The 26,753-nt window shown below is 41.9% G+C and carries 24 protein-coding genes and 1 riboswitch; of the genes, 17 read left to right on the top strand and 7 right to left on the bottom strand.

Annotation, left to right across the window (positions count from 1 at the left end; genetic code table 11):
- Positions 1-55: 55 nt before the first annotated feature.
- The 3 genes from metH to MHI20_RS14825 form a co-directional block, all read right to left on the bottom strand.
- On the bottom strand, positions 56-3,484 hold the full coding sequence (gene metH / locus MHI20_RS14835) for a methionine synthase (protein WP_340939441.1): 3,429 nt from the start codon (positions 3,482-3,484) through the stop codon (positions 56-58).
- The gene (locus MHI20_RS14830; protein ID WP_340939440.1) at positions 3,468-5,309 is read right to left on the bottom strand and encodes a bifunctional homocysteine S-methyltransferase/methylenetetrahydrofolate reductase; all 1,842 of its coding nucleotides are present in this window, start codon (positions 5,307-5,309) and stop codon (positions 3,468-3,470) included. Before MHI20_RS14830 ends, metH begins: the two co-directional genes overlap by 17 nt.
- A 78-nt stretch (positions 5,310-5,387) precedes the next feature.
- Positions 5,388-5,506: riboswitch (SAM riboswitch) on the bottom strand.
- A gap of 81 nt (positions 5,507-5,587) precedes the next feature.
- Positions 5,588-6,079 (bottom strand): YajQ family cyclic di-GMP-binding protein, encoded by a 492-nt coding sequence (locus MHI20_RS14825; protein WP_076821901.1) that lies wholly within the window; start codon positions 6,077-6,079, stop codon positions 5,588-5,590.
- A 226-nt stretch (positions 6,080-6,305) separates the two neighbouring features.
- Between MHI20_RS14825 and MHI20_RS14820 the strand changes: the two genes are divergently transcribed.
- From MHI20_RS14820 to MHI20_RS14810, 3 genes are all read left to right on the top strand, one after another.
- Positions 6,306-7,154: a CvfB family protein gene (locus MHI20_RS14820; RefSeq protein ID WP_024720045.1), complete on the top strand. Its 849-nt coding sequence runs from the start codon at positions 6,306-6,308 to the stop codon at positions 7,152-7,154.
- Positions 7,155-7,310: 156 nt separating this feature from the next.
- Positions 7,311-8,288 carry a BMP family lipoprotein gene (locus MHI20_RS14815; RefSeq protein ID WP_025207132.1) on the top strand — a complete coding sequence of 326 codons (978 nt, stop codon included), beginning with the start codon at positions 7,311-7,313 and terminating at the stop codon, positions 8,286-8,288.
- A complete protein-coding gene (locus tag MHI20_RS14810) occupies positions 8,285-9,934 on the top strand; it encodes a methyl-accepting chemotaxis protein (protein WP_098680893.1) in 1,650 nt (549 codons plus the stop codon). The genes MHI20_RS14815 and MHI20_RS14810 overlap by 4 nt, the downstream gene beginning before the upstream one ends.
- Before the next feature lie 41 nt (positions 9,935-9,975).
- Here the strand turns inward: MHI20_RS14810 and MHI20_RS14805 are convergent, their stop codons facing one another.
- Entirely contained in the window at positions 9,976-10,833 is an 858-nt protein-coding gene (locus MHI20_RS14805) for a DegV family protein (RefSeq protein ID WP_008348544.1), read from the bottom strand.
- Between the two features lie 140 nt (positions 10,834-10,973).
- On the opposite strand from MHI20_RS14805, the gene MHI20_RS14800 reads away from it, so the two are divergent.
- Positions 10,974-11,816 (top strand): YitT family protein, encoded by an 843-nt coding sequence (locus MHI20_RS14800; RefSeq protein WP_007499067.1) that lies wholly within the window; start codon positions 10,974-10,976, stop codon positions 11,814-11,816.
- A 14-nt stretch (positions 11,817-11,830) separates the two neighbouring features.
- On the top strand, positions 11,831-12,286 hold the full coding sequence (locus MHI20_RS14795; protein ID WP_008348542.1) for a BsuPI-related putative proteinase inhibitor: 456 nt from the start codon (positions 11,831-11,833) through the stop codon (positions 12,284-12,286).
- Between the two features lie 40 nt (positions 12,287-12,326).
- On the opposite strand, the gene MHI20_RS14790 is transcribed toward MHI20_RS14795, so the two are convergent.
- From MHI20_RS14790 to MHI20_RS14780, 3 genes are all read right to left on the bottom strand, one after another.
- Positions 12,327-12,518, bottom strand: a complete 192-nt coding sequence (locus tag MHI20_RS14790; protein WP_008348541.1) for a DUF3813 domain-containing protein — start codon at positions 12,516-12,518, stop codon at positions 12,327-12,329.
- Entirely contained in the window at positions 12,515-12,667 is a 153-nt protein-coding gene (locus MHI20_RS14785) for a hypothetical protein (RefSeq protein WP_008348539.1), read from the bottom strand. Before MHI20_RS14785 ends, MHI20_RS14790 begins: the two co-directional genes overlap by 4 nt.
- A gap of 88 nt (positions 12,668-12,755) precedes the next feature.
- The gene (locus MHI20_RS14780; RefSeq protein WP_340939425.1) at positions 12,756-13,568 is read right to left on the bottom strand and encodes a Cof-type HAD-IIB family hydrolase; all 813 of its coding nucleotides are present in this window, start codon (positions 13,566-13,568) and stop codon (positions 12,756-12,758) included.
- A 137-nt stretch (positions 13,569-13,705) separates the two neighbouring features.
- Here MHI20_RS14780 and MHI20_RS14775 point away from each other — a divergent pair, with 137 nt between their 5' ends.
- The 12 genes from MHI20_RS14775 (at position 13,706) to MHI20_RS14720 (ending at position 26,749) form a co-directional block, all read left to right on the top strand.
- The gene (locus MHI20_RS14775; RefSeq protein ID WP_008348536.1) at positions 13,706-14,491 is read left to right on the top strand and encodes an alpha/beta fold hydrolase; all 786 of its coding nucleotides are present in this window, start codon (positions 13,706-13,708) and stop codon (positions 14,489-14,491) included.
- A gap of 46 nt (positions 14,492-14,537) precedes the next feature.
- On the top strand, positions 14,538-14,846 hold the full coding sequence (locus tag MHI20_RS14770; RefSeq protein ID WP_003211530.1) for a metal-sulfur cluster assembly factor: 309 nt from the start codon (positions 14,538-14,540) through the stop codon (positions 14,844-14,846).
- Positions 14,847-14,968: 122 nt separating this feature from the next.
- Positions 14,969-16,414 carry an FAD-binding oxidoreductase gene (locus MHI20_RS14765; protein WP_340939423.1) on the top strand — a complete coding sequence of 482 codons (1,446 nt, stop codon included), beginning with the start codon at positions 14,969-14,971 and terminating at the stop codon, positions 16,412-16,414.
- Positions 16,411-16,959 (top strand): MFS transporter, encoded by a 549-nt coding sequence (locus MHI20_RS14760; protein ID WP_178930025.1) that lies wholly within the window; start codon positions 16,411-16,413, stop codon positions 16,957-16,959. Before MHI20_RS14765 ends, MHI20_RS14760 begins: the two co-directional genes overlap by 4 nt.
- Positions 16,960-17,097: 138 nt before the next feature.
- Entirely contained in the window at positions 17,098-18,135 is a 1,038-nt protein-coding gene (gene argC / locus MHI20_RS14755) for an N-acetyl-gamma-glutamyl-phosphate reductase (protein WP_340939420.1), read from the top strand.
- 20 nt (positions 18,136-18,155) lie between these two features.
- Complete coding sequence (gene argJ, locus MHI20_RS14750) at positions 18,156-19,376, top strand: bifunctional ornithine acetyltransferase/N-acetylglutamate synthase (RefSeq protein ID WP_340939418.1); 1,221 nt, start codon at positions 18,156-18,158, stop codon at positions 19,374-19,376.
- Positions 19,377-19,390: 14 nt separating this feature from the next.
- Positions 19,391-20,167 carry an acetylglutamate kinase gene (argB, locus tag MHI20_RS14745; RefSeq protein WP_340939417.1) on the top strand — a complete coding sequence of 259 codons (777 nt, stop codon included), beginning with the start codon at positions 19,391-19,393 and terminating at the stop codon, positions 20,165-20,167.
- Positions 20,164-21,315 carry an acetylornithine transaminase gene (locus MHI20_RS14740; protein ID WP_340939415.1) on the top strand — a complete coding sequence of 384 codons (1,152 nt, stop codon included), beginning with the start codon at positions 20,164-20,166 and terminating at the stop codon, positions 21,313-21,315. Before argB ends, MHI20_RS14740 begins: the two co-directional genes overlap by 4 nt.
- Positions 21,316-21,384: 69 nt before the next feature.
- Positions 21,385-22,446: a carbamoyl phosphate synthase small subunit gene (locus MHI20_RS14735; protein ID WP_340939413.1), complete on the top strand. Its 1,062-nt coding sequence runs from the start codon at positions 21,385-21,387 to the stop codon at positions 22,444-22,446.
- Positions 22,439-25,519: a carbamoyl phosphate synthase large subunit gene (locus MHI20_RS14730; RefSeq protein WP_340939410.1), complete on the top strand. Its 3,081-nt coding sequence runs from the start codon at positions 22,439-22,441 to the stop codon at positions 25,517-25,519. Before MHI20_RS14735 ends, MHI20_RS14730 begins: the two co-directional genes overlap by 8 nt.
- On the top strand, positions 25,516-26,466 hold the full coding sequence (argF, locus tag MHI20_RS14725) for an ornithine carbamoyltransferase (RefSeq protein ID WP_057079702.1): 951 nt from the start codon (positions 25,516-25,518) through the stop codon (positions 26,464-26,466). Before MHI20_RS14730 ends, argF begins: the two co-directional genes overlap by 4 nt.
- 103 nt (positions 26,467-26,569) lie before the next feature.
- On the top strand, positions 26,570-26,749 hold the full coding sequence (locus tag MHI20_RS14720; protein WP_008348517.1) for a YjzC family protein: 180 nt from the start codon (positions 26,570-26,572) through the stop codon (positions 26,747-26,749).
- The last annotated feature ends 4 nt before the right edge of the window (positions 26,750-26,753 follow it).

Here is a 26,753-nt window from a genome sequence, read left to right as displayed (position 1 = left end):
TTCATATTTATTCCATTTTTATTTATAAAAAGAACCTCCAATTCAGGAGGTTTTTTTAGTGAACGTTAAAATATCGAGCTTCAGGATGAGAAACGACAATGGCTGAAACAGATGCTTCGGGCTCCATCATAAACCCTTCTGTGAGATGAATCCCGATTTTTTCTGGCTGCAGCAGGTGGAATAGTTTTTCTTGGTCTTCTAGATTAGGGCACGCTGGATAGCCAAAGGAATAGCGCTGACCTTGATATTTGGCTTGGAACCGTTTCTCCATCGTGAAATCGACTGGGTCTGGGAATCCCCATTTATCACGAATTACTTGGTGCGTTCGTTCAGCCAATCCTTCTGCAAGCTCAAGTGCTAAAGCTTGGACCGCATGCATTTTTAAATAGTCACCCTCTTGTTTAAATTGCTGCGCAACCTCTCGTATGCGGGCACCAGCCGTCACTGCAAATAAGGCGATATAATCTTTCTCGTTCTCTCCGCTTTTCCGCACATAATCAGAAATAGACCGGTACGGAAGTTTTTCCTGTCTTGGAAATTGGAATGTCTCAATGACGCGGTCAGGCGCTTCTGGATCATAGATATGCAGGTCATTCCCATTTGAACTGGCAGGGAAGAATTGATAGACGAATGCAGGTGCAAACCAGTTTTTCTCTCTGCCTTCTTGAAGAAGATCTGTGATCAGCTGTTTTAACTCCAATGCTTTTGGATGCTGTTCAGCCAAGAGTTTTTTGACCTTTCCTTTTAAGCCGAGATGATGGCCGATCAGCATTTGCTCATTGACATAGGGCATTATGTGGTGCAAATCAATATCCCGTACATAATGGCGTTTCGTATTTTCTGGCGTGAAAATGGCTGCCTCCGGAAGTGTCGCGCGTTTTTCTAGTAATTCAATCACGGCTTTTGGCTGCGTTGTTTCTTTTTCCTTATGGAGTGTTTCTTGATCCTCTAAGGGTTTTGTTTGAAATTGAAGAGGGTTCGCTCTTAATTCATTCGCTAAAGACAGGCCGTCCATTGCATCTTTGGCGTAAAGGACGGGGCCATCATATTGAGGCGAAATTTTCATCTTCGTAAACTTCCGTGAAAGCGCCGCGCCGCCCACCAAAATGGGAACAGAGATGTTTGCTTTTTGTAAATCTTGAGCGGTCAAGACCATTTGCTGTGCTGATTTGACAAGTAAACCTGATAATCCAATCATATCTGGCTTTTCTTTTTGCACCGCTTCAATCAATGTTTGTGGGGTTACTTTGATTCCGAGATCGACGACGTGAAAGCCATTATTGCTCAAAATGATGTCGACCAGGTTTTTCCCTATATCATGGACATCGCCTTTGACGGTGGCGAGGAGAATCTTCCCTTTGCCGCTTGCGTCCTTTTTCTCCATAAATTGCTCAAGGTATGAAACAGATGCTTTCATGACCTCAGCGGATTGGAGGACTTCAGCTACAATCAATTCGTTTTGATTAAAAAGGCGCCCAACCTCTGACATTCCCTGCATTAATGGTCCATTGATGACATGAAGAGGTGATTCAAATTTCTCCAAAGCAAGGGCCAAATCATCAATCAGGCCTTCTTTTGTCCCTTCGACGACATAGAGTGCCAGCCTTTCATCAAGTGATAAGGAGATCTTTGGTTTCTTCTCTGTTTTCTTTTTCCCGCGATAAAATTGGGTGAACTCAGCAAGGGTTTGATCATTTGTTTCATAAAGTAAAGTTTCAGCCAGCTTGATTTCTTCCTTTGGAATTGAAGCGAAGCGTTCAAGCTTTTCAGTATTCACGATCGCATAATCAAGCCCTGCTTTTACGCAGTGATACAAATAAACGGCATTCAATATTTCTCTGCCAACTGGCGGGAGTCCGAAAGACACGTTACTAATGCCTAAAATGGTGAGACATTCAGGCAGTGCTGCTTTGATTCGCTCAATGCCTTTAATCGTCTCTTTAGCAGCACCAATATACTGTTCGTCTCCAGTACCTACTGGAAAGACAAGCGGGTCAAAAATGATATCACTCGCAGGGATTCCATATTTTTTCGTGAGCAGGTCATGGGATCTTACGGCAATCTCAAGTTTTCGATCTGCTGTGACGGCCATCCCTGTCTCATCGATTGTTCCAACAACAAGTGCGCCGCCATATAGCTTGACAAGCGGAAGAATCTCTTCAAAGCGCTCTTCTCCATCCTCTAAATTAATAGAATTAATAATGGCTTTTCCTTGAGAATACATGAGTGCTTTTTCGATGACATGTTTATCGGTTGAATCAATGACAAAAGGAGCTTTCACTTTTTTCATGGCTTCTTTTAAAAAGCCTTCCATGTCTGCTATCTCATCACGATCAGGGTCTGCTAGACACACATCAATGACGTGAGCGCCATTTTTCACTTGAGCACGAGCAATTTCTGCTGCCTCTTCAAACTTTTGTTCTGCGATGAGCCGTTTGAATTTGCGTGAACCAATGACATTTGTGCGCTCACCAACAAAGAGGGGGCGCATCGCTTCTTCATAAATGAGGGGCTCGATGCCTGATACGGTATGCGGTGATGACTCATGCGACATGCTGCGGGGCTGAAGCGAACGTACTTCATCTGACAATGCCTGAATATGTGCAGGCGTTGTACCGCAGCAGCCACCGACGATATTTAACCAGCCTTCTTTTGCAAAAGCGGCAATTTTTTTAGCAAGCGAAGCAGGGGATTCGTGATATTGCCCTTCTTCATCAGGGAGACCAGCGTTTGGATAGCAGCTGACAGCCGACTTTGAGATGGAGGAGAGTGTACGGATATGGTCTGTCATAAATTCTGGACCAGTTGCACAGTTTAGTCCGACGCTGATTGGTTTCATATGCTCAAGTGAGATATAAAAGGCTTCAATATCTTGACCGGCAAGGGTGGTGCCCATTGGTTCAATCGTCCCTGACACCATCAGTGGTAGCTCAATACCGGTTGCTTGAAAGGCTTCTTGAATGCCTTTAAATCCAGCTTTGACATTCAGCATGTCTTGACTCGTTTCTAAAAGAAGAGCATCACATTTCCCATCAATCAGGGCGCGGGCTTGTTCTTCGTAATTTGCAACGAGCTCTTCAAACGTTGTGCCGCCTGTTACGGATAATGTTTTTGTAGTGGGTCCCATTGCGCCTACAACAAAGCGGGGCCAGTCTGGTGTCGACAAACGGTCTGCTTCACGCTTTGCCAGCTGAGCTGCTTTTACGTTCAATTCATAGGCGAGATGGCCAAGTCCATATTCATCGAGAACGAGCTTCGTCGCGCCGAATGTATTTGTTTCGATTAAATCTGCACTTGCTTCAAGATATTGCCGGTGAATCGTGGAGATAATATGAGGGGCTGTGACGTTCAAATATTCGTTACAGCCCTCATACTCTTCTCCGCCAAAATCCACTGCTGTGAGATCGGCGTTTTGAATCATTGTGCCCATTGCACCGTCAAGGACGAGGATGCGTTTTTTGAGCTGTTCAGTGATAGTTGGCATGGATGTTTGGCTCCTTTTCTTTCTGATGGATGTAAGTTGTCAGTTCTGCTGTTAAATCTGATCGAAGGAAAGGGGTAATTAAATAGATACCATTAAACAATTCGCAGGCTGTATCTAATAAAGAGCGGGCAATCGCTAACCCTTCTGTCCGCTGCTTTTCTTTATCTTCGCCTGCCTTGGCCATAATCTCACGAATCGAGTCAGACAATTTAATGCCGGGAATTTCATGATGAATAAACTCAGCATTTCGGCTGCTTGTTAGCGGCATAATACCGATGTAAATCGGTTTATCCAAATGTCGGCTTTCTTCATGAATCTTCACAAGCTGTTCCTCAGAGTAAACAGGTTGTGAAATAAAATAATCGGCACCGTATTCAATTTTCTTCTCAAGGCGTTTGACCGCTTTATCAATATGACGGACATTTGGATTAAACGCACCAGCCACAGAAAAATTAGTCTTTTTCCCGAGCGGCTTCCCAGAGAAAGATAGTCCCTCGTTAAATTGTTTGATCAGACGGATCAAATCAAAGGAGGTTAAATCATACACAGATGTCGCACCTGGGAAGTCTCCAATTTTAGACGGATCGCCTGTGATGGCTAAAATATCGGTTAGTCCAAGCGTGTCTAGTCCCATTAAATGAGATTGGAGTCCAATCAAATTGCGATCACGACATGTGATATGGACAAGTGAACGCATATCAAGCTGCTGTTTTAATAAAGCGCCGCATGCCACATTGCTAATACGCGGGGTAGCTAGAGAGTTATCGGCCAGTGTGAGGGCATCAATGCCTGCACTTTTTAATTCGTTCGCTGCGACGAGGAATTTTTCAAAGTTCAGTTTCTTCGGCGGGTCCAGCTCGACGATAATCGAACGTTTTTTCACAGCCAGCTCGTCAAGACCTGGTTCTGTCCGTTGATCTTGGATGGAAATGATTTCTTCTTTTAATACTTTCACTTCTTTTTCGGTAATAGGTGCTAAATCTTTGACCGCCTCAGCCATGGCGCTTATATGCTGAGGGGTTGTTCCGCAGCAGCCTCCAATGATTCGTGCGCCCTGATTTCTAAACTCAAGTGCACTTTTTCGGAAATAATCATTATCTGTATCATAGACGAGTCTGCCTTCTTCAAGGGAGGGGAGACTGCTGTTTGGATAGACAGATAAATGCGAATTTTTCAAAAGTGGAACGCCTTCAAGTGCCTGAATCATATGATAAGGGCCTAATCGGCAGTTAATGCCGACGACATCAGCGCCAAGTGAGGATAATTCAGATAAACCGTCTTTTAGCGGTGTACCGTCCTGCAATACACCTTGCTCATGCATGGAGACGTTCATGACAATCGGAAGCGCTGTTTCTTTGCGAGCAATCTCAAGAACGGCTTTTGCTTCTTCAATATCGTAATACGTTTCAAGCAGTAACCCATCAGGCTCTTCATTTAAAAGGATATAGAGCTGTTCTCTAAAGCTCCGTTTAATCTCGTCTAAAGAGTAGGCATTTTTGTTAAATGTTCGAATCCCGCCGATCGTTCCAAGGACATAAGCTGAGCCAGCGGCTGCTTTGGCAATTTGTACAGCTTTTGTGTTAATGCGTTTTGTTTCTTCCTCTAAGCCATAGCGGGATAGTTTAATATAATTCGCACCGTATGTGTTCGTTTGAATAATGTCCGCTCCAGCTTGCACATATGCCTCGTGCACTCTTTTGACTTCACCTTCTTTCGATAAATTTAATTCTTCAAAGCAGCGGTCAATGCCATAAGAGTATAAAAGTGTTCCCATTGCTCCATCAGCAATCAGTACGCGATTTTGTAAGTCTTGTAATAGGCCCATTGGTTTCCTCCTTATTTCTATGTAACAAAAAAAGCCTTCTGATAAGAAGAAGACTTTTTGGCTGTATTGAAATTCTTCTCCTTATCTTCCAAGCAGTTGCTTGCTGGATTTAGCACCTTGGTCATAGAAAATAGATTTCTACTACACCGGTTGCTGAGGCTTCACAGGGCCAGTCCCTCTGCCTCTCTTGATAAGAAAGCGATATGAACATGTCAATGAATTGAACTTCCATCAACTGTATCGAAAAAATCGGAAATAATCAATGGAAAATTTGAAATTTATCGAAAATTTATAAATTGGACGTCAATCGGTAAATCTGCCTTGCGCATGAGTGCCATCACTTCTTGTAAATCATCTTTATTTTTTCCTGTCACACGCACTTGGTCATCTTGAAATTGCGACTTTACTTTTATACCAGATTGTTTGATCAAGGCATTGATCTTTTTGGCATTGTCCTTATCAATCCCGCTAATCAGCTTTGCACGCTGGCGAACGGTTCCACCTAGGGCATGTTCTGTTTTTCCGTAGTCAATGTTTTTAGTCGGTACGTTTCGTTTAATCAGTTTTGTCACAAGGACATCCTTTAGCTGCTCCAGCTTGAAGTCATCATCAGAAATGAGAACGAGTTCTTCTTTTTCTAGTGAAATATCACTTTTACTTCCTTTAAAATCATAACGGTTTTTAATTTCTTTCAGTGCTGCTTGAATGGCGTTTTGCACCTCTGGCAGCTCCACCTTTGATACAATATCAAATGAACTTTCTTTTGCCATCACATATGACCTCCAACTATAGATATTGCGTCTATTTTATCATGCCAATAGGGGAAGAAGAAACTTTATCGAAGAGAGTTCAGATGTATGCGGTATAATTCAAGTACAGTTTGTCCACTTTAGCTAACAGAACTAGAGATGTTCATGATGACAGAAGTATAGTAGAATAAAGTGAATCAAAAGATGAACGAACGCTCTTTTAAGGGCAGATAGGAAGGAAGAGAACATGAGACCAGGTGAGCAACTGACCTTGCAAATAGATAATGAGATGGAATACGGCTACTTTTTAACAGATGGCGAAGATTCTGTTCTCCTACATCGCAGTGAGATGACAGAGGATATTGGAGATCGTGATGAAGTAGAGGTCTACTTATATGTAGATCATGAGGAAAGACTGGCAGCGACGATGAAAATTCCTAAAATCAATGCACATACATACGACTGGGTAGAAGTCGTAGACGTTGTAGAAGATATGGGTGCTTTTGTCGATATAGGTTTGTCAAAGGATGCACTTGTTGCAACTGAACACCTCCCGCCTTTTGAGGAAGCGTGGCCGAAAAAAGGCGACAAACTATACTGTATGCTCAAAGTGACAAGTTACGGGAGAATGTTCGCAAAACCAGCCACTGAAGATGTGATCAGTGAATTATTTACTGAGGCGCCAGAAACGTTAATGAACAAAGAAATGACGGGAACGATTTATCGCTTAATTGCGACAGGTTCTTTTATGCTGACAGATACAGGCGTGCGTGGATTTATCCACCGCACGGAACGAAAGGAAGAGCCTAGATTAGGATCGACCGTGACAGGACGCGTCATTGCAGTGAAAGAGGACGGAACCGTGAACGTTTCTCTGCTTCCTAGAAAACAGGATGCATTATCTGTCGATGCAGAAGAAATTTTAACTTACATGAGAACGAGAAACGGTGCAATGCCTTACGGGGATAAAAGTGATCCAGAAGATATCCGGGAAAGATTTCAAATGAGCAAAGCAGCCTTCAAACGAGCATTAGGTCATCTGATGAAAAATGATCTTGTTTACCAAAAAGAAGGATGGACATACGAGAAAAAGTGAGCATTTGCTCGCTTTTTTTATTTTTATCATAAATAATGGTTTTTTTCAGTGAAAAAAGTCATGAAAAAAGCTGAAAATCCTTCACTTTATCATTGAAACAATGCCTCTCAAATCCGATAAATAAGGGGTAGGATGATAAAAGGAGTGTGTTTTTGGATGAAAGTGAAGATTTCATTACTTCTGATGGCAGCGATGATCATGGTACTCGCCTCATGCAGCAATCAGCAGGGAGGACCACCGATATCAAATGCGAAGCATATTGGTGTCATGCTGACGGATGATGGTCTTGGTGATCAATCATTTAACGATTCATCATTTAAAGGATTAGAAAAAGCACGTGATGAGCTTGGCATTGAATTCGATTATAGAGAAATTGCAGAAACCGATACATATGAAAAAGGGCTGACCGAGCTTGTGAAAGATGGAAATGACCTGATCATCGGTGTAGGTTTCAGTATGCAAGAAGACTTAGAAAAGGTAGCGAAAAAATATCCGAAAAAGCAATTTTTACTCATTGATGCTGTGTCTGAACTGAAAAATGTCACATCAGTGACTTTTAAAGAAGAGCAGGGCAGCTATTTAGCGGGAGCACTTGCTGCCATGACAACAAAAAGTGATGTTATTGGTTTTGTGGGCGGAGTCGATGCAGAGGTGATCCACCGATTTGAACAAGGCTATCAAAAAGGCGCAAAATCTGTGAATCCGAAAATCAAGGTCGTATCCACGTATGCTGGCACATTTAGTGATGCAGGTAAAGGCAGTAAAATAGCGAAAGACATGATCAAAAAGAAAGCAGATGTTTTATATGCTGCAGCCGGTTATACGGGTGTTGGTGTATTAAAAGAAGCGCAAACGCAAGGCAAATATGCAATTGGCGTGGACAGCGATCAGTATTATACAGCTGAAAAAGCCGTTATTTCGTCTATGGTCAAAAAAGTAGATGAAGTCGTTTATCAATTCAGCGAACAGCTCGTCAAAAGCAGCAAAATCAAAAGCGGGCATATCGTCTATGACTTAAGTAATGACGGAATCGATATGGCAAGAATCCGGGTGCTCAAAGATGCTGAGAAATTGACCAAAAAATTAAATGGACTGAAGCAGACACTTCTGAAAGAAGAGGGGGCAGCATCATGAGCTTACGCATCAAAATTTTGCTCAACTCACTCATTTCACTTCTTTTAGCGGTTGGCGTAATTGCCTTTATTATTGTGAGCATGACAAAGATTCAGTCATCAAGCGAAACAGAAGTTCAAACCTTACTGAACGTACAAAAAACGAAGGCCAGCTTTGAAAGTGTCGAACAAGCCATGACCAATTATTCCATGACCCTTTCAGATGAACAGCTAGAGGTCGTTCAAAGCGATATATCGACAGCGAAAAAACAGCTGCAAACGTTAAACAAAAACGCAGGAAATATGAACAAAGAAGCCCTAACACGGTTAAATTCAAAGTTTGACACATGGACGCAAGAAGCAAACAATGCCATTGGTGAAAAAAATGCCTCTGATGCCAGACGAGTGGCTGCCAGAATTGACGGTGTTTTAAACGACGTGCATACGATGAATAAAAGAGCACAAGAAGCGTATGAATACCATTTAGAGGAGGCGGCAGACAATGTGCAAAGGATCATCACAAGCGCATCTGTCGCAGCCCTCACGCTGATTGTCATCGCCGTCTTTTTAAATATTGGTTTAACGAGATCCATTGTGACACCAATCAAATCCCTTTCTTACCGGGCAAAACAGATTGCCGAAGGAAACCTCGCTGTGGAGCGGATGAACATCAAGCGGAAAGATGAAATCGGTGGCTTAAATGAGTCGTTCAATCAAATGACGGATCAGCTGATTAGCTTGATTCAAGAAATCAGCCATGTCTCAAGCCAAGTAGAATCATTCTCGGTTCAGTTAGATGATGAAAACAAAAAGCTTATGGAATCGGCCAATCAAGTGTCAGTATCGACAGACGAAATGGCGAATGGTTCACAAGCGATTTCAGAAGACCTTCAGCATGGCGTTAGTTTGATTGAGAAAATGGATTCACATGGCCGTAAGAATTCCGAAAGATCACATACAGTCATCCGTAGTACAGAGGATGCCATTGAAGCGGTGGAAAGCGGAAAGCACACGTTAACAGAAACAAAAGCAGCCATTGAAAAAAATACACGTGCGACGAGACAAATTGAAGAGTCAGCAGGAGAATTCACTCAGTACGCAAGCGGAATCTCCGCAATGGCCAAAACGGTTTCTGATATTGCGGACCAGACAAACCTCCTCTCACTCAATGCGGCGATTGAAGCGGCAAGAGCAGGAGAAGCTGGCAAAGGGTTTGCCGTCGTAGCGGACGAAATTCGTAAGCTGGCAGATGAATCGTCTCGTGCAACAAGACAAATTTTTGACATGGTGAGTCATATTGAAAAAGGCATTCAATCCATTAGCCAAACTGTACAAGAAGGGGTCAAGCTATCACTTCAGCAGCAAGATGCAATGGACAAAACCTCACACTCCTTTGAAGATATAGAAACAAAAGCACAACATATTAAGCAAGAAATGGCGGTCTTAAATGACCAAATTATTCAATCAACAGAGCTTGGCGGACAAGTGCTGCACTCGATTGAAAATATTAGTGCCGTTGTAGAAGAAACGGCAGCGGGCAGCGAAGAAATTTCTGCCTCGGCAAACGAACAGCTGCAATCTTTCCATCAAATGAACAAACAAGTAGAAGAACTGATGAGTATGACAGCAAGGTTAAACGAAACCGTTCACCGGTTTAAGCTATCATAAGAAAAGCACCCTTCCCGTGATGTTTCAGGGAAGGGTGCTTTTTATGATGGGCTGCCTGTAAAGAAGATGGCAAGTGTGCTAGGGCCTGAGTGGGACCCAACAGCCGCGCCGATGACCTGGATGTCGATTTCTTTTGGGTGAAATTCGGCTTCGATTAATTGTCTCATTTCTTCTGCAAGTGCAGGGTCATCTCCATGACTAATGCCAACAGTTTGACTAGACCAGTCAGATCCGCGTTCTTTCATCAGCTCGATAATGCGTTTCAACAATTTTTTACGGCCACGAATTTTTTCAAGGGGTATCAGTTTTCCATCCTCAACGTGTAAAATGGGTTTAATACTTAACAATCCGCCAACAAATGCGGACGCTTTACTGATTCTTCCGCCTCTTGCTAAATACGATAAATCGTCTACAGTAAAAATATGTTGTAAAGATTCACAAAAATGCTTTACAGACGTTTCAATTTCTTGTATTGTATTTCCGTCAATGGCAAGTGATTGAGCGTGTTTGACAGCTAGTCCATAACCAAGTGAAGCACATTTAGAATCAATGATTCGCAAATCGAAATCAGGGTATTCTTCCTTCACTTCGTTTGCCATCATCACAGCGGTTTGGTATGTACCTGAAAGCTCTGATGAAAAGGCAACATAGATAGCGGATGTATGGGTTTGGGCCGCAGAAACAAAGGCTTCTTTGATCCGGTTCGGTGAAGCTTGTGATGTTTTTGGACTTGCACCTTGTCTCATCGCATCAAATACTTGTTTTGGTTCAATGGTGATCAAATCCTCAAATTCCTGCTCGCCGAGTAACACACGCAGCGGAATGAGTGTCATGTTTTGTTCATCATAATAAGAAAGAGGCAGATCAGCAGCACTGTCTGCTATGATATGAACAGTCATCAAAATCCCTTCTTTCTAAAAAATCAACCATATTTTACATCTTTTTAGCCTAACTATATCATAGAAAATCATTTTTTCGTGTTCAAATTCTAAATTTTAGGGAAAACCATAGAGAGAATGGTAAGTGGAGGAATGACAACATGTTCATTGGAGAAGCAAAAAAATTCATCGTCGTCGTCATTGGTGCCTTACTCAATGCGATTGGGCTGAATTTATTTTTAATCCCTGCTGACGTATATGCAAGTGGTTTTACAGGGGTTGCCCAGCTGTTATCTAGTTTAATCGATCAATATGCACCGTTTTATTTATCAACAGGGATCCTATTATTTATTTTAAACATTCCGGTCGGCATTTTAGGCTGGATGAAGGTTGGTCGTTCCTTTACTTTGTATAGCATTATTAGTGTGGCACTGACAACGATTTTCCTCGGCATTTTACCAGAGACAAGTGTTTCTGAAGATATTTTATTAAATGCTGTATTTGGCGGAGTCATTTCTGCACTTGGCATTGGGATTACACTGAAATATGGGGCATCTACAGGCGGCCTTGACATTATTGCGATGATTTTAGCGAAATGGAAAGACAAACCAGTGGGCACGTATTTCTTCATTTTAAACGGAATTATCATTTTTACAGCAGGATTGTTACAAGGTTGGGAGAAAGCTTTATATACCCTTGTCACATTATATGTGACGACTAGGGTAATTGATGCCATCCATACGAGACATGAAAAGCTGACCGCCATGATTGTGACAAAGAAAGCAGATGAAATCAAAGAAGCCATTTATGGAAAAATGGTCAGAGGGATTACGACTGTTCCGGCAAAAGGGGCATTTACCAATGAACAAAAAGAAATGATGGTCATTGTCATTACAAGGTATGAGCTGTATGAACTTGAACAAATTATAAAGGAAGTCGATCCAAAAGCCTTTACAAATATTGTTCAAACAACCAATATTCTTGGATTTTTCAGACGAGATTAAAAGGTGGGTAGAAGATGAAAAAAGGGTTAGTGCTTTTTCTCGTTCTATTGGTTTTAACAGCTTGTGGACAACAAAAAAAGGATGAACCAGACAAGGAGGTATCCGGTCAAATGGGAGAAAAAACCGTTGTACTCACAGTAGACCCCGTCCAAAAAGGTTCTTCGGTTCAATTTCATATGTCACTAAAAAATGAATCAGATCGAGATATTGAATTCACGTTTAACACAAGCCAAAAATTCGAATTGAGTGTGTACGATGAAGACGGAAATGAAAAATACCGTTACTCGAAAGACCGTATGTTCACACAAGCCATCCAATCCTTTGTGCTGAAAGCAGATGAAACATATGACTTCCAAGATACGTGGTCAAACGGTGTGGAGCCAGGAACGTATGAAGCGGTCGTCACATTTAAAGGAAAAGCAGAAGGGCTAAAGCAAATCACTGAGAAGAAAACGTTCCAAGTGAAATAAGCATAAGAAAAGCTGTCCACAAAGCGGACAGCTTTTTTCGTTAAAGATCATCAAGCAGGTCTTGGAACGTATGCAGCTGGTTTCTTTCTGCATCTGTCGAATTAGCAAATGCAGATGATACGGCGTTTTTAGCTCGCTGAACTGCTTGTTGACGCTCTAAACCAGATGGAAATGAAGAAGTAAGGGCTTCTTCAGTAAATGATTTGGCTTGATCAAAAAGTTCGTTTCTCACAATGAACCTCCAGAAGCATCAGTCTTCATATTTCCCCTGTCCTCCGCAGCTTCTTCAAGTGTGGAACGATACGGAAAACGTGCGTCATGCAGACTGACTGAATCTTTACCTTGTTGTATAAAGCGTTTCGATTTGCTTCTTTTACCCATTCGGAATCCGCCCCTTTACACAAGCTGACAGGACAACCTGTCTAACGGTAGTATGCCCGCTTCGACCTGCTATGTATGAATGGAAAAATTAAAGCGAGAAGTAATTCGTTAGGAATTTTGCAATCCCATCTTGTTCATTCGTATCTGTCACTTCATTAGAGACGCGTTTCACTGCATCAATCCCGTTGCCCATTGCAACCCCGCATCCAGCAAATTCAAGCATCTCTAAATCATTGTCTTCATCTCCGAATGCCACAATCCGCTCCTGAGGCACACCGTAATAATCACTAATTTTTTGCAGTCCAACGGCTTTGTTCATACCTGTTTTAATGATTTCAATGACATGCCACGGAGCAGCCCAGCGTCTGTGGTCAATCACTTCTGCATGAACATCTGTCAAATAGCTCCGGATCGCTCCGACGTCTTCTTCTTTTGCGTGAATTAAGACGCTTGTGACATTCTCTCCAAGATTGTCCCGAAGGTCACCAACGGTCACTTTGTTTGCATTCATATTAAATATATCAATGAGCTTTTCATCATGATAATGGAAATACAAATCGTCTAGCACTTCAGCTAACACATTGTGCACTTTATATTCCTCACTAATATCCACAAGCTGTTTCACGACTTGAAGATCAAGTGATGTGTGAAATCTGCCCCATTTTTCATCAAGAGGATGATGGACAAACGCTCCATTAAAGTTCACAATCGGTGAATCGAGCTGCAATTGCTGATAATAAGGAGAGCTGGAACGAAATGGCCGGCCAGTTGAAATACAGACATGATGCCCGCTGTCTTTCACTTTTTGAATGACATCAAGTGTTTGTGCAGAAATCGTTTTATCGTCTTTTAATAACGTGCCATCCAGGTCAAGTGCGATTAGATAAGGTTTAGTCTCCATAAAATCTCCTTTGATCTGTAAGTAATAGGAGGCATCTGGTGCGGGTGCCTCCACCTATAGTGTATCTTTATCACATCTTCGTTGTCTACATGTTAAAATAAACAAAGACGGGAATGATAAAGGAGGATTCATAAGCTGTGATCACCATTGATGAGCAAATGACGCACGATATTCCATTTTTACATATCGTAAAAGCTGAAAATAAAGATAAACCACTGCCACTTGTATTTTTTATACATGGATTTACAAGTGCACGCGAGCACAACTTACACTTCGCCTTTCATTTGGCGGAAAAAGGCATGAGAGTCATTTTGCCTGACTGTGCTTATCATGGTGTAAGATCAGAAAACCTCAGCTTAGAGGAACTGGCATCAAAGTTTTGGGAAATCGTCCTGAACGAAATCCGTGAAATCGATATACTTAAGACACATTTTCAAGAAAAACAATTGATTGAAGCCGACCTAATAGGTGTTGCAGGTACTTCCATGGGAGGCATCACGACCTTTGGTGCACTCGCAAAACATGATTGGATTAAAGCGGCAGTCAGCTTGATGGGCAGTCCGAAATATACGACATTCCTACAAGCACAAATTATGGACATGCGGCACAAAGGGTTGATGAAAGAGATTACAGATGAAGAGGTTCATCAGCAATTAGACGCGCTGCGCCCTTATGATTTAACGCTGCAAACAGATCGATTAAACAAAAGACCGCTGTTATTCTGGCATGCAGAAAACGATCCAGTTGTCCCTTACAGACATGCAAAAGCTCTTTATGACGAGTTAGCAGAAACCCAATATAAAGAAGATCCGCACCTGATTCGTTTTATCACAGATGGACAGGCTGGCCATAAGGTCTCAAGACAAGCAATGTTTGAAACCATTGACTGGTTTGTGACACACCTGAAAAGCACAAACGTTTAGCCAAAAGGAAAAGTACGTTATACTAGTTGAAAAAGGAGTGGATATCATGGATGAAGCATTGAAAGAAAATATTTTAGGCGCCCTAGAACAGGTGATTGACCCTGAGTTAAACGTAGACATCGTCAACCTTGGACTTGTCTATGATGTCGATCTTGATGAGAATGGAAAAGCGGATATCACGATGACTTTAACATCAATGGGGTGTCCCCTTGCACCAGTTATCGTCGATGAAGTGAAAAAAGCATTAAGTGACTTGCCTGAAGTGAAGGAAACTGAAGTTCACATCGTCTGGAATCCACCTTGGACACGTGACAAAATGTCAAGATACGCTAAAATTGCGCTTGGTATTCAATAAGTAAATACGAAAAATGCCTGGTATGAGTTGAACTCGTACCAGGTTTTTTTATGAAAAATTAAGGTAGAGGAGGAGTATGGCTTGATATAATGGATGTAATTTTATAGAACGGAGTACCTATAATGAAACGAAAGTGGATATGGATCGTTCTTTTGATGGGATATGGCGCTGCCTTTTTTGCATCAGTCTCTATACGTGAAGGTCAAGCACACAAAAGACAAGGACTTGAGGCGTTTACAGATGTGAGTCACCTTATGCCGGTCAAAATAAAAAAAGTCGTGCAAGGAAAAGAAATAGAATCTTTAAAAGAAGTATTAGAAGAAGCAAAAGAGAAGAATCTGCCCATTTCAATCGCCGGAAAGCAGCATAGTATGGGCGGCCACACGTATTATGAAAATGGCATTGTACTAGACATGACGAAATTTCGCCGAATCGTATCATTTAATGAAAAAAAGAAGACCATTCGGGTCCAGAGCGGCGCCACATGGGATGATATTCAAAAATATGTGAACCCATATGGTCTTGCAGTAAAGGTGATGCAATCTCAAAACATCTTTACGATTGGTGGCTCGTTAAGTGCAAATGCACATGGACGTGACATTCGCTACGGCTCACTCATTGACACTGTGCGCTCTTTCACACTGTTAAAAGCAGATGGAGAGATCATCACAGTAAAGCCTAGCGATGATTTATTTACTGCCGTGATTGGAGGATACGGCTTATTCGGTGTCATTTTAGATGTTGAGCTGTCCTTAACAAAGGATGAATTATATAAAATGGAGACAACCTCTCTACACTTCGATGAATACACTGATTATTTTCAAAAGCATGTAGAGAACAATAAAGAAGTGCGCATGCATCTCGCAAGAATCTCTACAGCGAAAACAAATTTTTTGAAAGAGATGTATGTGACGAATTATTCGCTTACTTCTGATCAACAGATCGATCCATACCGCGAGCTCAAAGAAGATCAGCTCGTCATCCCTTTAAAATTTATGCTCGGCCTTTCGAGAAGATTTGATATGGGGAAAGATTTGCTATGGAACTTGCAAAAGAAGTATTTTCAAAGTCAAAATGACCAGCTGATCACAAGAAATAACGTGATGCGGTCTGATTCTGCTTTTTTAGAATATGAAAATGAGTCAGATACCGATGTGCTTCAAGAATACTTTGTTCCAGTTGATCGTTTTCGTGCGTATATCGATGACATGAGAAGCTTTTTACAACAGGAAGAATTGAATTTAATGAACATCACGATCCGCTACGTACAAAAAAATGAAAAAGCGGATCTCTCATATGCGAAAGAAGATATGTTTGCACTTGTTTTGTTAGTGAATTATGGTTTTGAGAAAGAAGAGAAGGCAGAAGCGGAGCGGGTCATCCGGCAAATGACAGATATCACCTTGCGGCACCATGGAAGCTATTACTTACCATACATGCCGTATCAAACGAAAGCACAAATGAAACAAGCGTATCCAAAAACCGATCTATTCTTTCAAAAGAAAAAGCAAGCAGATCCAGATGGCAGATTTATCAACTACTTTTATGAAAGGTACAATACACAATGAATGCTAAAGCAATGAAATGGTTCGTCTATTCACAAAGTCTACTGTTTTTCGCCAGTAGCCTCATTTTCCCTTTTTATATTCTTTTTATTAAAAATGTTGGGTCGAGCTATTCTCAATTTGGTCTTGCTTATGGTCTGTTTGGTTTGAGCGGTGCGTTCATTCATTTATTATTAGGAAAACTTCCTGAAACGACCGACAAGCGTCTCTTTTTAATCATTCATGCGTTTGGTATGGCGTTTCTTCTTCTACTTTTTCCACATATCACAGAAGTAGAGCAAGTTTATATGATTCAGCTTGCCTTAGGTGTGCTAGGTGGTGTTCAGAAGCACGGAGAGAAATTACTCGTCACCGAACTCACAAACGAGAAAAAGCGTATGAAAGAAGTTGGGCACTATCATTTTTGGACAGCGCTTTTTTCATCGATCGCCATTATGCTTGGCGGCCTGTTTGCTGATTTCTTCACCATTCATTTGATTTTTTATGCAAGTTCCCTATTATATTTATGCAGTGCGCTTCTGGTCCTCAATATGAAGAACAATAGATAAAATCCGCATGTCTCACGAAGATATGTGGATTTTTTTATGAAAAAAAATGAAAACAAATATTAAATATACAATTGAATTAATTTTTATACATGTTATAATGTTAAATAATTTCACAAAGATCAAGAGGGTGTATTGACGTTGAAAATAGGTATTATAGGTGCTACAGGGTACGGCGGTGCGGAATTAGTTCGTATCTTTAAGCAGCATCCACATGTGGAGGAATGTATATTGTATTCATCAAGTGGTGATGGGCAATTATACAGTCAATCTTATCCGCATCTGACAACGATTACTGACCAAACATTAAAAGCCATTGATCCGGCGGCCATTGTGCAAGAAACAGATGCTGTGTTTTTAGCGACACCAGCAGGCGTTTCAAGTGAACTCACACCGAAGCTCATGAATCAAGGGGTGCCAATTATTGATTTATCAGGTGACTTGCGCATTCAAGATGGAACTGTTTATGAAGCGTGGTATAAACGAAGGGCAGCGGATGAAGCATCGGTTCAACAAGCTGTATACGGATTATCTGAATTGAATCGTGAAACCATTAAGCAAGCGGAAGTCATTGCAAACCCCGGCTGCTTTCCTACTGCAGTTCTTCTAGGTTTAGCACCGCTGATGAAACAGAATTTAATCGATGAATCTATGATCATAATAGATGCAAAAACCGGGGTGTCCGGTGCAGGACGATCAGCCTCACTTGGCACACATTTTTCAGAGCTGAACGATAACTTTAAAATTTATAAGGTGAATGAACATCAGCACACACCTGAAATAGAACAAGTACTTAGAGAATGGAACCCGCAAACGGCGAACATCACATTTTCAACACACCTTGTCCCGATGACAAGAGGGATTATGGCGACGATGTATACACAATTGAAATCAGATGTCACAAAAGAAGAATTAATGAAACAGATGAAGGATTTTTATGAAGATTCCTATTTTGTAAGAGTGAGAGATCATGGGATATATCCGCAAACAAAAGAAGTATACGGCAGTAACTTCTGTGACATTGGTTTTCATTTAGATGAGCGAACAGGTAGACTGACGATTGTATCTGTCATAGATAATCTCATGAAAGGTGCAGCCGGCCAAGCGGTTCAAAACTTCAACATCATCAAAGGCTTACATGAAGAGGCGGGCCTCACAATGACACCTCTCTATCCATAAGAACAGGGGAGACAACAAACATGATCGAATTGAATGAAAAAAGTATTGTCAAAATAGACGGGGACGTATCATCACCAAAAGGTTTTGAAGCAAAGGGGATTCATATAGGATTACGCTATTCAAAAAAAGACCTTGGCTTGATCATCAGTGAAGTACCAGCAGCGAGTGCAGCGGTATACACTCAAAGTCACTTTCAAGCTGCGCCTCTTCAAGTCACACAAAAAAGCTTGAAAAAGACGGGCAAACTAAAAGGTGTCATTGTCAATAGTGCCATCGCCAACGCATGTACAGGTGAGCAGGGATTAAAAGATGCATACGACATGCAGGCAGCCTGTGCAGACATGTTAGGCACAGATCCTGATTACATTGCTGTTTCTTCTACTGGTGTCATTGGAGAGTGTCTGGATATGGATAAAATCAAAACAGGCATCGCTCAGCTAAAAGAAGCAAAAGCAGGAAATGGCCACTTTGAAGAAGCGATTTTAACAACAGATACAGTCATTAAAAATACGACATACTCCTTGACGATAGACGGGAAAGAGATTCTCATTTCAGGTGCAGCAAAGGGCTCTGGTATGATTCATCCGAACATGGCAACAATGCTCGGGTTTGTCACAACCGATGCAAATGTCGAACAAGAAGCATTGCAAAATGCTCTTCGTGACATTACAGATGTGACGTTTAATCAAATTACCGTCGATGGAGAAACATCAACTAACGATATGGTGCTTGTGATGGCAAATGGAATGGCAGAAAACCAGGCACTGAATGAAGAACATCCAGAATGGCCATTGTTTAAAGAAGGATTAAAACTAGCCTGTGAAGATCTAGCAAAAGAGATTGCAAGAGACGGAGAAGGCGCAACCAAATTAATCGAAGCGAAAGTTGTTGGTGCTAAAAACAACTTAGAAGCGGGAATTATTGCAAAAAAAATCGTAGGTTCAAGTCTTGTGAAAACAGCCGTATACGGTACGGACGCCAACTGGGGACGGATTATCGGAGCAATCGGTCATAGCGCAGCTTCTGTCACGCCAGAAGAGGTTGAAGTTTACTTAGGCGGGCAATGTCTGTTTAAACATAATGAACCTCAGTCTTTCTCAGAAGAGGAAGCAAAAGCGTATCTAGAGCAGGATGAGATTACGATTTTCATTCAAATGAATGAAGGAAATGGTGAAGCGGCAGCATGGGGCTGTGACCTTACCTATGATTATGTGAAAATTAACGCGAGCTATCGCACATAATGAAGGAGATAGACATGGATAAAACGATCGTGTTCAAGTGTGGAGGCAGTGTCATTCGAGAACTTTCCGATACCTTTTATGAAAATGTCCGCTCACTTCAAGCTGCTGGATTTAAACTGGCTATCGTACATGGCGGGGGTCCTGAAATCACGAGCATGCTGCAAAAATTAGAAGTGAAAACGGAATTTGTAGATGGACAGCGCAAAACAACAAAGCCGGTGTTAGAGGTAGCCGAAATGGTCCTTTCAGGAACGGTGAATAAATACTTTGTTTCAGAGTTGGCAAAGCATGATATATCATCTGTCGGTGTATCTGGTAAAGATGGACAGATGCTTGTCGCCGATTTTCTCGATCAAGATGTATATGGGTACGTTGGCGAAATCAAAGAAGTCAATCCAGAGATGGCAAAAGCACTAATGGAGAAACAATTCATTCCCGTCATTGCGCCGCTATCTATGACCGAAGAATGCCAAACGTTAAATGTGAATGCTGATCTTGCAGCATCAGCAGTCGCAGGAGCTATGAAAGCTGATAAGCTCATGTTTGTCACAGATGTGGAAGGAATTTTAAAAAATGGTGAGCTGTTAGACGTTGTCACCGAACAAGAAGCTCTCAAGCTCATCGATGAAGGTATTATTTCCGGGGGAATGATTCCAAAAGTGCAATCTGCGCTAAGTGCTTTATCAGGAGATGTGGATGAAGTCATGATTGTGAATGGAAAAGGCAGTATTTTTACAGGAGATACCTTTAAAGGAACTCGAATTGTAAAACAAAAGGAGGCGGTCCTGTGAGTCATCTCTTTCAAACGTACGGACGGTGGAATGTTGAAATTAAAGAGGCAGAAGGTTCTTGGGCAGTTGATACAACTGGGAAAAAATATTTAGACTTTATACAAGGCATTGCGGTCACGAATTTAGGTCACAATCATCCAAAGGTCAATCAAGCCATCAAGAAGCAGCTTGACGAGGTCTGGCACGTATCAAATCTATTTGAAAATGGACTGCAAGAAAAAGCAGCGGAAAAGCTGGCAGCCAACAGTTCAGGAGATCTCGTATTTTTCTGCAACAGCGGGGCTGAAGCGAATGAAGGGGCTATCAAATTGGCCCGAAAAGCAACAGGTAAAACAAATATTGTGACGTTTTTGCACTCTTTCCATGGGCGCACGTATGCTGGTATGGCTGCCACAGGTCAAGATAAAATCAAAACTGGTTTTGGACCGATGCTGGAAGGCTTTCATTATGTACCGTTTAATGACCCTGAAGCGATCACAGCGTGTGAAATCGATGATGTCGCAGCGGTCATGCTGGAAGTGGTGCAAGGTGAAGGTGGAGTGAATCCAGCTACAGCTGAATTTCTAGAAGCCGTTCAAACGTTTTGCAAAAAACATCAAGCACTGCTAATTGTAGATGAAATCCAAACGGGTATTGGTCGAACAGGGACAGCATTTGCCTATGAGCAATCGGGACTTGATCCTGATATTATTTCAGCCGCAAAAGGTTTAGGAAATGGGTTTCCAGTCGGTGCAGTGATAGGGAAAAAAGCTTTAGGGGATGCATTTTCTCCAGGCTCTCATGGCACAACATTCGGTGGCAATATGCTCGCTATGTCAGCTGTGGACGCAACCCTTGATGTAATATTCAAAGAAGACTTTCTTTCAGAAGTGAAAGAAAAGGGTGCGTACCTCTTAAAGAGACTGCAAGAAGTCAAACAGCTGAACATCGTGAAAGAAGTACGGGGCAAAGGATTAATGGCAGGAATTGAGTGTCATCAGCCAGTAGGTGATTACATCACAGCCCTTCGAGAGCAAGGTTTGCTTGTGCTTCCAGCTGGTCCGAATGTTATTCGATTATTACCTCCGCTGAATGTCAAAAAAGTTGAATTGGATCAAGCCATTGAAGCAATCATTCAAGTGTTAGCAAATGAAGCAGTAACGGTCTAAATTTTTTTACACCAGAACGCATAAACATGCATTTATATTATTAATTATTCAATATGGGGTGACACAAGCATGAAAGGTTATTTAAATTTAGAAGATGGAGCCTCTTTTGAAGGAGATCTGACAGGAGAAGCTGGCATGACAGGTGAAGTGGTCTTTTTTACAGGGATGACAGGTTATCAAGAGGTGCTCACAGATCCTTCTTATAAAGGACAAATCATTGTCTTCACATATCCGCTCATCGGAAATTACGGCATCAATCATGAAGACTTTGAGAGCAAAAAACCACAAGTGAAGGCGGTCGTTGTCTATGAGGCAGCTGACCATTTTTCTCATCACCTTGCAGCCGTAAGCTTAAAAGATTATTTACAGAAGTGGAACATTCCGCTTCTTACACATACAGATACTCGCGCAGTCGTGCAGAACATTCGAGCAAATGGAACGATGAATGCAGTGGTTAGTTTAGACGAAAATGAAACGCCACCTGCAATGAAGCAAGACAATGTGGTTGAGCAGGTCACAGAAGATGAAGTATACACACAAGGCAGCGGTGAGGATCATGTAGCGCTCATTGATTTTGGCTTTAAAAAATCTATTGCAGACTCACTCGAAGCGCGCGGCTGTAAAGTCACAGTGATTCCGTACAAACAAATGGAAAAGGTATTTGATATCAAGCCAGATGCGATCCTTTTGTCAAATGGACCTGGAGATCCAAAAACAATGAAGCCATATTTAAAAACCATTCATGACATCATGATGACCTTCCCGACACTAGGCATTTGCTTAGGTCATCAATTAATTGCTCTTGCGCTTGGCGGGGATACGTATAAGCTTCCTTTTGGCCACCGCGGGGCGAATCATCCTGTACAAGATACAGAATCAAAACGTGTCTTTATGACAAGCCAAAATCATAGCTATGTGGTCAATGAAAAAAGCATGAATGACAAAGAAGTGGACGTCAAATTCCTCCACGTGAATGACGGATCTGTTGAAGGATTCATTCATAAAGAGAAGCTGATTATGTCCGTTCAATTTCATCCAGAAGCACATCCAGGCCCTGTAGAAAGTGAATGGGTATTCGATGATTTTATTGAGAAAGTGAAACAAGCAAGGAGAGAAGTCGCACATGCCTAAAGATCAAAGCATACAAACCATTCTAGTCATCGGGTCCGGTCCAATCATCATTGGTCAGGCAGCAGAATTTGATTACTCAGGAACACAAGGTTGTATGGCCTTAAAAGAAGAAGGCTACAACGTCATCTTAGTGAATAACAACCCAGCAACCATTATGACAGACGAGTCGTTTGCTGATGAAATTTATTTTGAACCGCTTTCAGTTGATTCAGTGACAAGAATCATTGAAAAAGAGAAACCAGATGGTCTTTTAGCCAATCTTGGCGGACAGACGGCTTTAAACCTTGCTGTCGAGCTGGAAAAAGCCGGTGTGCTGAAAAAGCATGGGGTAAAACTGCTCGGAACGTCAGTTGAAACAATTGAAAACGGTGAAGATCGTGAGAAATTCCGTGCTCTCATGAAGCATTTGAATGAACCTGTACCAGAAAGTGAAATTGTGGATAATGCGAAAGACGCCCTTCAATTTGCAAAAGAAGTGGGTTTTCCCGTCATTCTTCGACCAGCCTACACACTTGGTGGTAAAGGGGGAGGCATCGCTTTAACTGAAGAGGCTTTTAAACCGCTGATTGAAGGTGCTCTTCTAGCGAGTCCGATTCATCAGTGCTTAGTTGAAAAAAGCATTGCTGGCTTTAAAGAAGTCGAGTATGAGGTCATGAGAGATCGTCAAAATACGTGTATCACTGTATGTAACATGGAAAATATCGATCCAGTTGGTGTGCATACAGGCGACTCGATTGTCGTTGCACCGTCACAGACATTAACGGATCAGGATTATCAAATGCTCCGTTCAGCGAGCTTAAAAATCATTTCAGCGCTTGATGTCGTTGGCGGCTGTAATATCCAGTTCGCTCTTGATCCACTTAGCAAAGAATATTTTGTCATTGAGGTCAATCCTCGGGTCAGCCGATCTTCTGCTCTTGCATCGAAAGCAACAGGCTATCCGATTGCCAAAATGGCGGCAAAACTTGCGGTCGGTTATACACTAAATGAATTGAAAAATCCGCTTACAGGAACAACGTATGCTAGCTTTGAGCCGGCACTCGATTATGTCGTGGTGAAATTCCCGCGTTGGCCGTTCGATAAATTTAAACAGGCAGACCGGAAATTAGGCACAAAAATGAAGGCGACTGGTGAAGTCATGGCGATTGACCGTAATTTAGAATCTGCCATTCAAAAAGCCGTCGCATCACTTGAAATCAAAACAAAGGGCTTCCACTTGCCTGAACTGAAAGAACATTCGACTGAACAGTTATTTGAATTAATCAAAACACCGGACGATCGCCGTTTCTTCGCTGTCATGGAGCTTCTTTCCAGACAAGAAACCGTTGAAACGATTCATGAAACGACGAAGATTGATCTGTTTTTCTTACATGTCTTCAAGAATATGATCACACTCGAACAAGAATTGAAGAATCATCAGGGGACGCTATCCAAAGACACCTTAAAAAAGGTGAAAGAAAAAGGCTTCCTTGATGAAACAATCGCTTCTCTGACGGATCGCAGTGAACAAGATATCAGACAGCTTCGTCAAGAGTATGGCATTGCCGCTTCATTTAAAATTGTCGATACATGTGCGGCTGAATTCGATGCAAAAACGAATTACTTCTATTCTACGTACTTTGGCAAAAGTGATGGAGAGCATCAAGAGAAAACAAAGCAGCGTGCACTCATCATTGGATCTGGTCCGATTCGAATTGGGCAAGGGGTCGAGTTTGATTATAGTGCCGTTCATGGCGTTCTTACTTTACAAAAGCTTGGATTTGAAACCATCATGATGAACAATAATCCAGAAACGGTTAGTACCGATTATGAGATTGCAGATCGTTTATACTTTGAGCCGATCACGTTAGAACATATTTTAAACGTAGTTGAAGCGGAGCAAATTGATTTTGTCATCGTTCAATTTGGCGGGCAGACAGCAATCAATGTGGCGGAAGGATTAGAAAAAGCCGGCGTTACCTTGTTAGGCACGTCCTTTGACACACTAGATGCATTAGAAGATCGCGATTTATTCTATCAGCTTCTTGATGAACTGAATCTTCCTCATGCAAAAGGAGATACAGCTCATTCAAAAGAAGAAGCACTGGGGCATGCTGCAAGCATCGGGTACCCTGTTCTTATTCGTCCATCATATGTCATTGGTGGAATGGGCATGATCGTTGTTCAAACAGAAGCTCAATTGGAGGAACTACTTGATCAGCCAGATCATTTACCTTATCCGATCTTAATTGATGAGTATGTCACTGGAAAAGAAGTGGAAGTGGATCTCATTTCAGACGGACAAACGACATTCATTCCAACCATTGTTGAGCATATTGAAAAAGCGGGCGTACACTCAGGTGACAGCTTTGCCATCTTACCAAGTGTCTCTATTAGTGAAGACATCAAACAACAGGTGTATAACGCTTCTGAACAAATCGCAAAGAAATTAGCTTTTAAAGGCATTATGAATATTCAATTTGTGATAAAAGGGAACCAGGCGCTCGTATTAGAGGTGAACCCTCGGGCAAGCCGGACTGTTCCAGTTGTAAGTAAAGTCATGGGTGTTGACATGATTCCAATGGCGACTCAGCTGTTAGCTGGTGCAATGCTTGAAGAATTGAAACCGGCAACGAAGAATAAGGGGGGCACAGCTGTTAAATTCCCGGTCTTCTCCTCACATGCCATTCAAGATATCGATTTAAAGCTCACACCTGAAATGAAGGCGACGGGTGAAGGAATGTGTGTAGGAAAGAACGTCGAAAGCGCCTTGAAAAAAGTGTTTGCACCGATCTGGAAACATAAAGGAAGCCTCTTTATACAAGGCAGTGAATTATTCGTAGATGAAGCAAAACGAGCAGGCTTTGACGTCTGGACTGGCAGCTTTGAATCGTGGCTGCAACAAGACGATAAATCGCTCCACATTCATTTAGGTGATGATGAAGAGGCAAAAGAACAGCGTGTAAAAGCACTCACACATGGTGTTCAAGTTCTAACCGAATATGAAACGGCGCAAGCGTTCCTGCAAGGAAAAGATGGAGATGTATCACCTTTATCTCTCCACGAATTATATAAAAAGGAAGTGACGGCATGAGCCAAGTCGACGTGCAACCGGCATTATACGGAAAAGACTTTTTATCGTTAAAAGACTTTTCGATCAATGACATTGCGTACTTAATTGAAAAAGCAGAAGAAATGAAACAACATCCATATCAAGATTTATTCAAAGGAAAAACATTAGCGATGATCTTTGAAAAATCTTCAACTAGAACCCGTGTCTCGTTTGAAGCGGGCATGACGCAGCTAGGCGGACATGCGCTCTTCCTCAGCTCAAATGATCTGCAAATTGGCAGAGGAGAAACGATTGGTGATACAGCGCAGGTGCTGTCTGGGTATGTAGATGGCATTATGATTCGAACCTTTGAACATGAGAAGGTAGAAGAACTTGCAAAATACGCCTCTATTCCAGTGATCAATGGACTAACGGACTACTCTCATCCATGTCAGGCACTGGCTGATTTACTGACGATTAAAGAAGCAAAAGGCACACTAAAAGGTGTGAAAGTGGCGTACATCGGTGATGGGAATAATGTGGCTCATTCCTTAATGGTCGGCTGCGCGCAGTTAGGCTGTGACATTGCCGTTGCATCACCAAAAGGCTATGAACCTCTTCAAGAGGTGACAGACACTGCTCAGGCGTTTGCAAAACAATCAGGCGCAGAAGTCATCGTCACAACAGATCCAGTAGCTGCTGTTCAGGATGCAGATGTCATTTATTCAGACGTATTTACAAGCATGGGACAGGAAGCTGAAACAGAGAAACGCCTAGCTGAATTTAAAGAATATCAAGTCAATGAGGAACTCATGCAACATGCAGCAGCAGATTATATCTTCCTTCATTGTCTGCCGGCACATCGCGGAGAAGAAGTGACGGCTGATATCATTGATGGACCACATTCTAAAGTATTCCAGCAAGCAGAAAATCGCCTGCATGTGCAAAAAGCGTTAATCAAAGAGCTCATGTATCAACAACCTAAATAAATCACAAGTGTCCCTGTCTCGACTGAGCAGGGACTTTTTACATATTGGATTGGAGAGGCAATGGACGGGACATAATAACATCAATCGAGAAAGGAGGATGGAAATGGGTCAACAGCATCAGTTTAAATCTGGTAATAAGGCACCTAATAATGGTGTTTATATCGAAATCGGTGAGACCGGTAGTATGGTGAAAGATCCTTTAAAGATAAAGCTTAAAGCAGGAGACGTCTTTCCGGATAACTCGAACCATAACCGTGTTTGGACGTACCAAAGAAAGCCGTAAGCAA

It is taken from the genome of Bacillus sp. FSL K6-1106 (assembly GCF_038005245.1).
GTDB classification, from domain to species: domain Bacteria; phylum Bacillota; class Bacilli; order Bacillales; family Bacillaceae; genus Bacillus; species Bacillus altitudinis.
The sequence above is the reverse complement of the archived record's forward strand: the minus strand, read 5'-3'. Positions and strand labels throughout refer to the sequence as shown.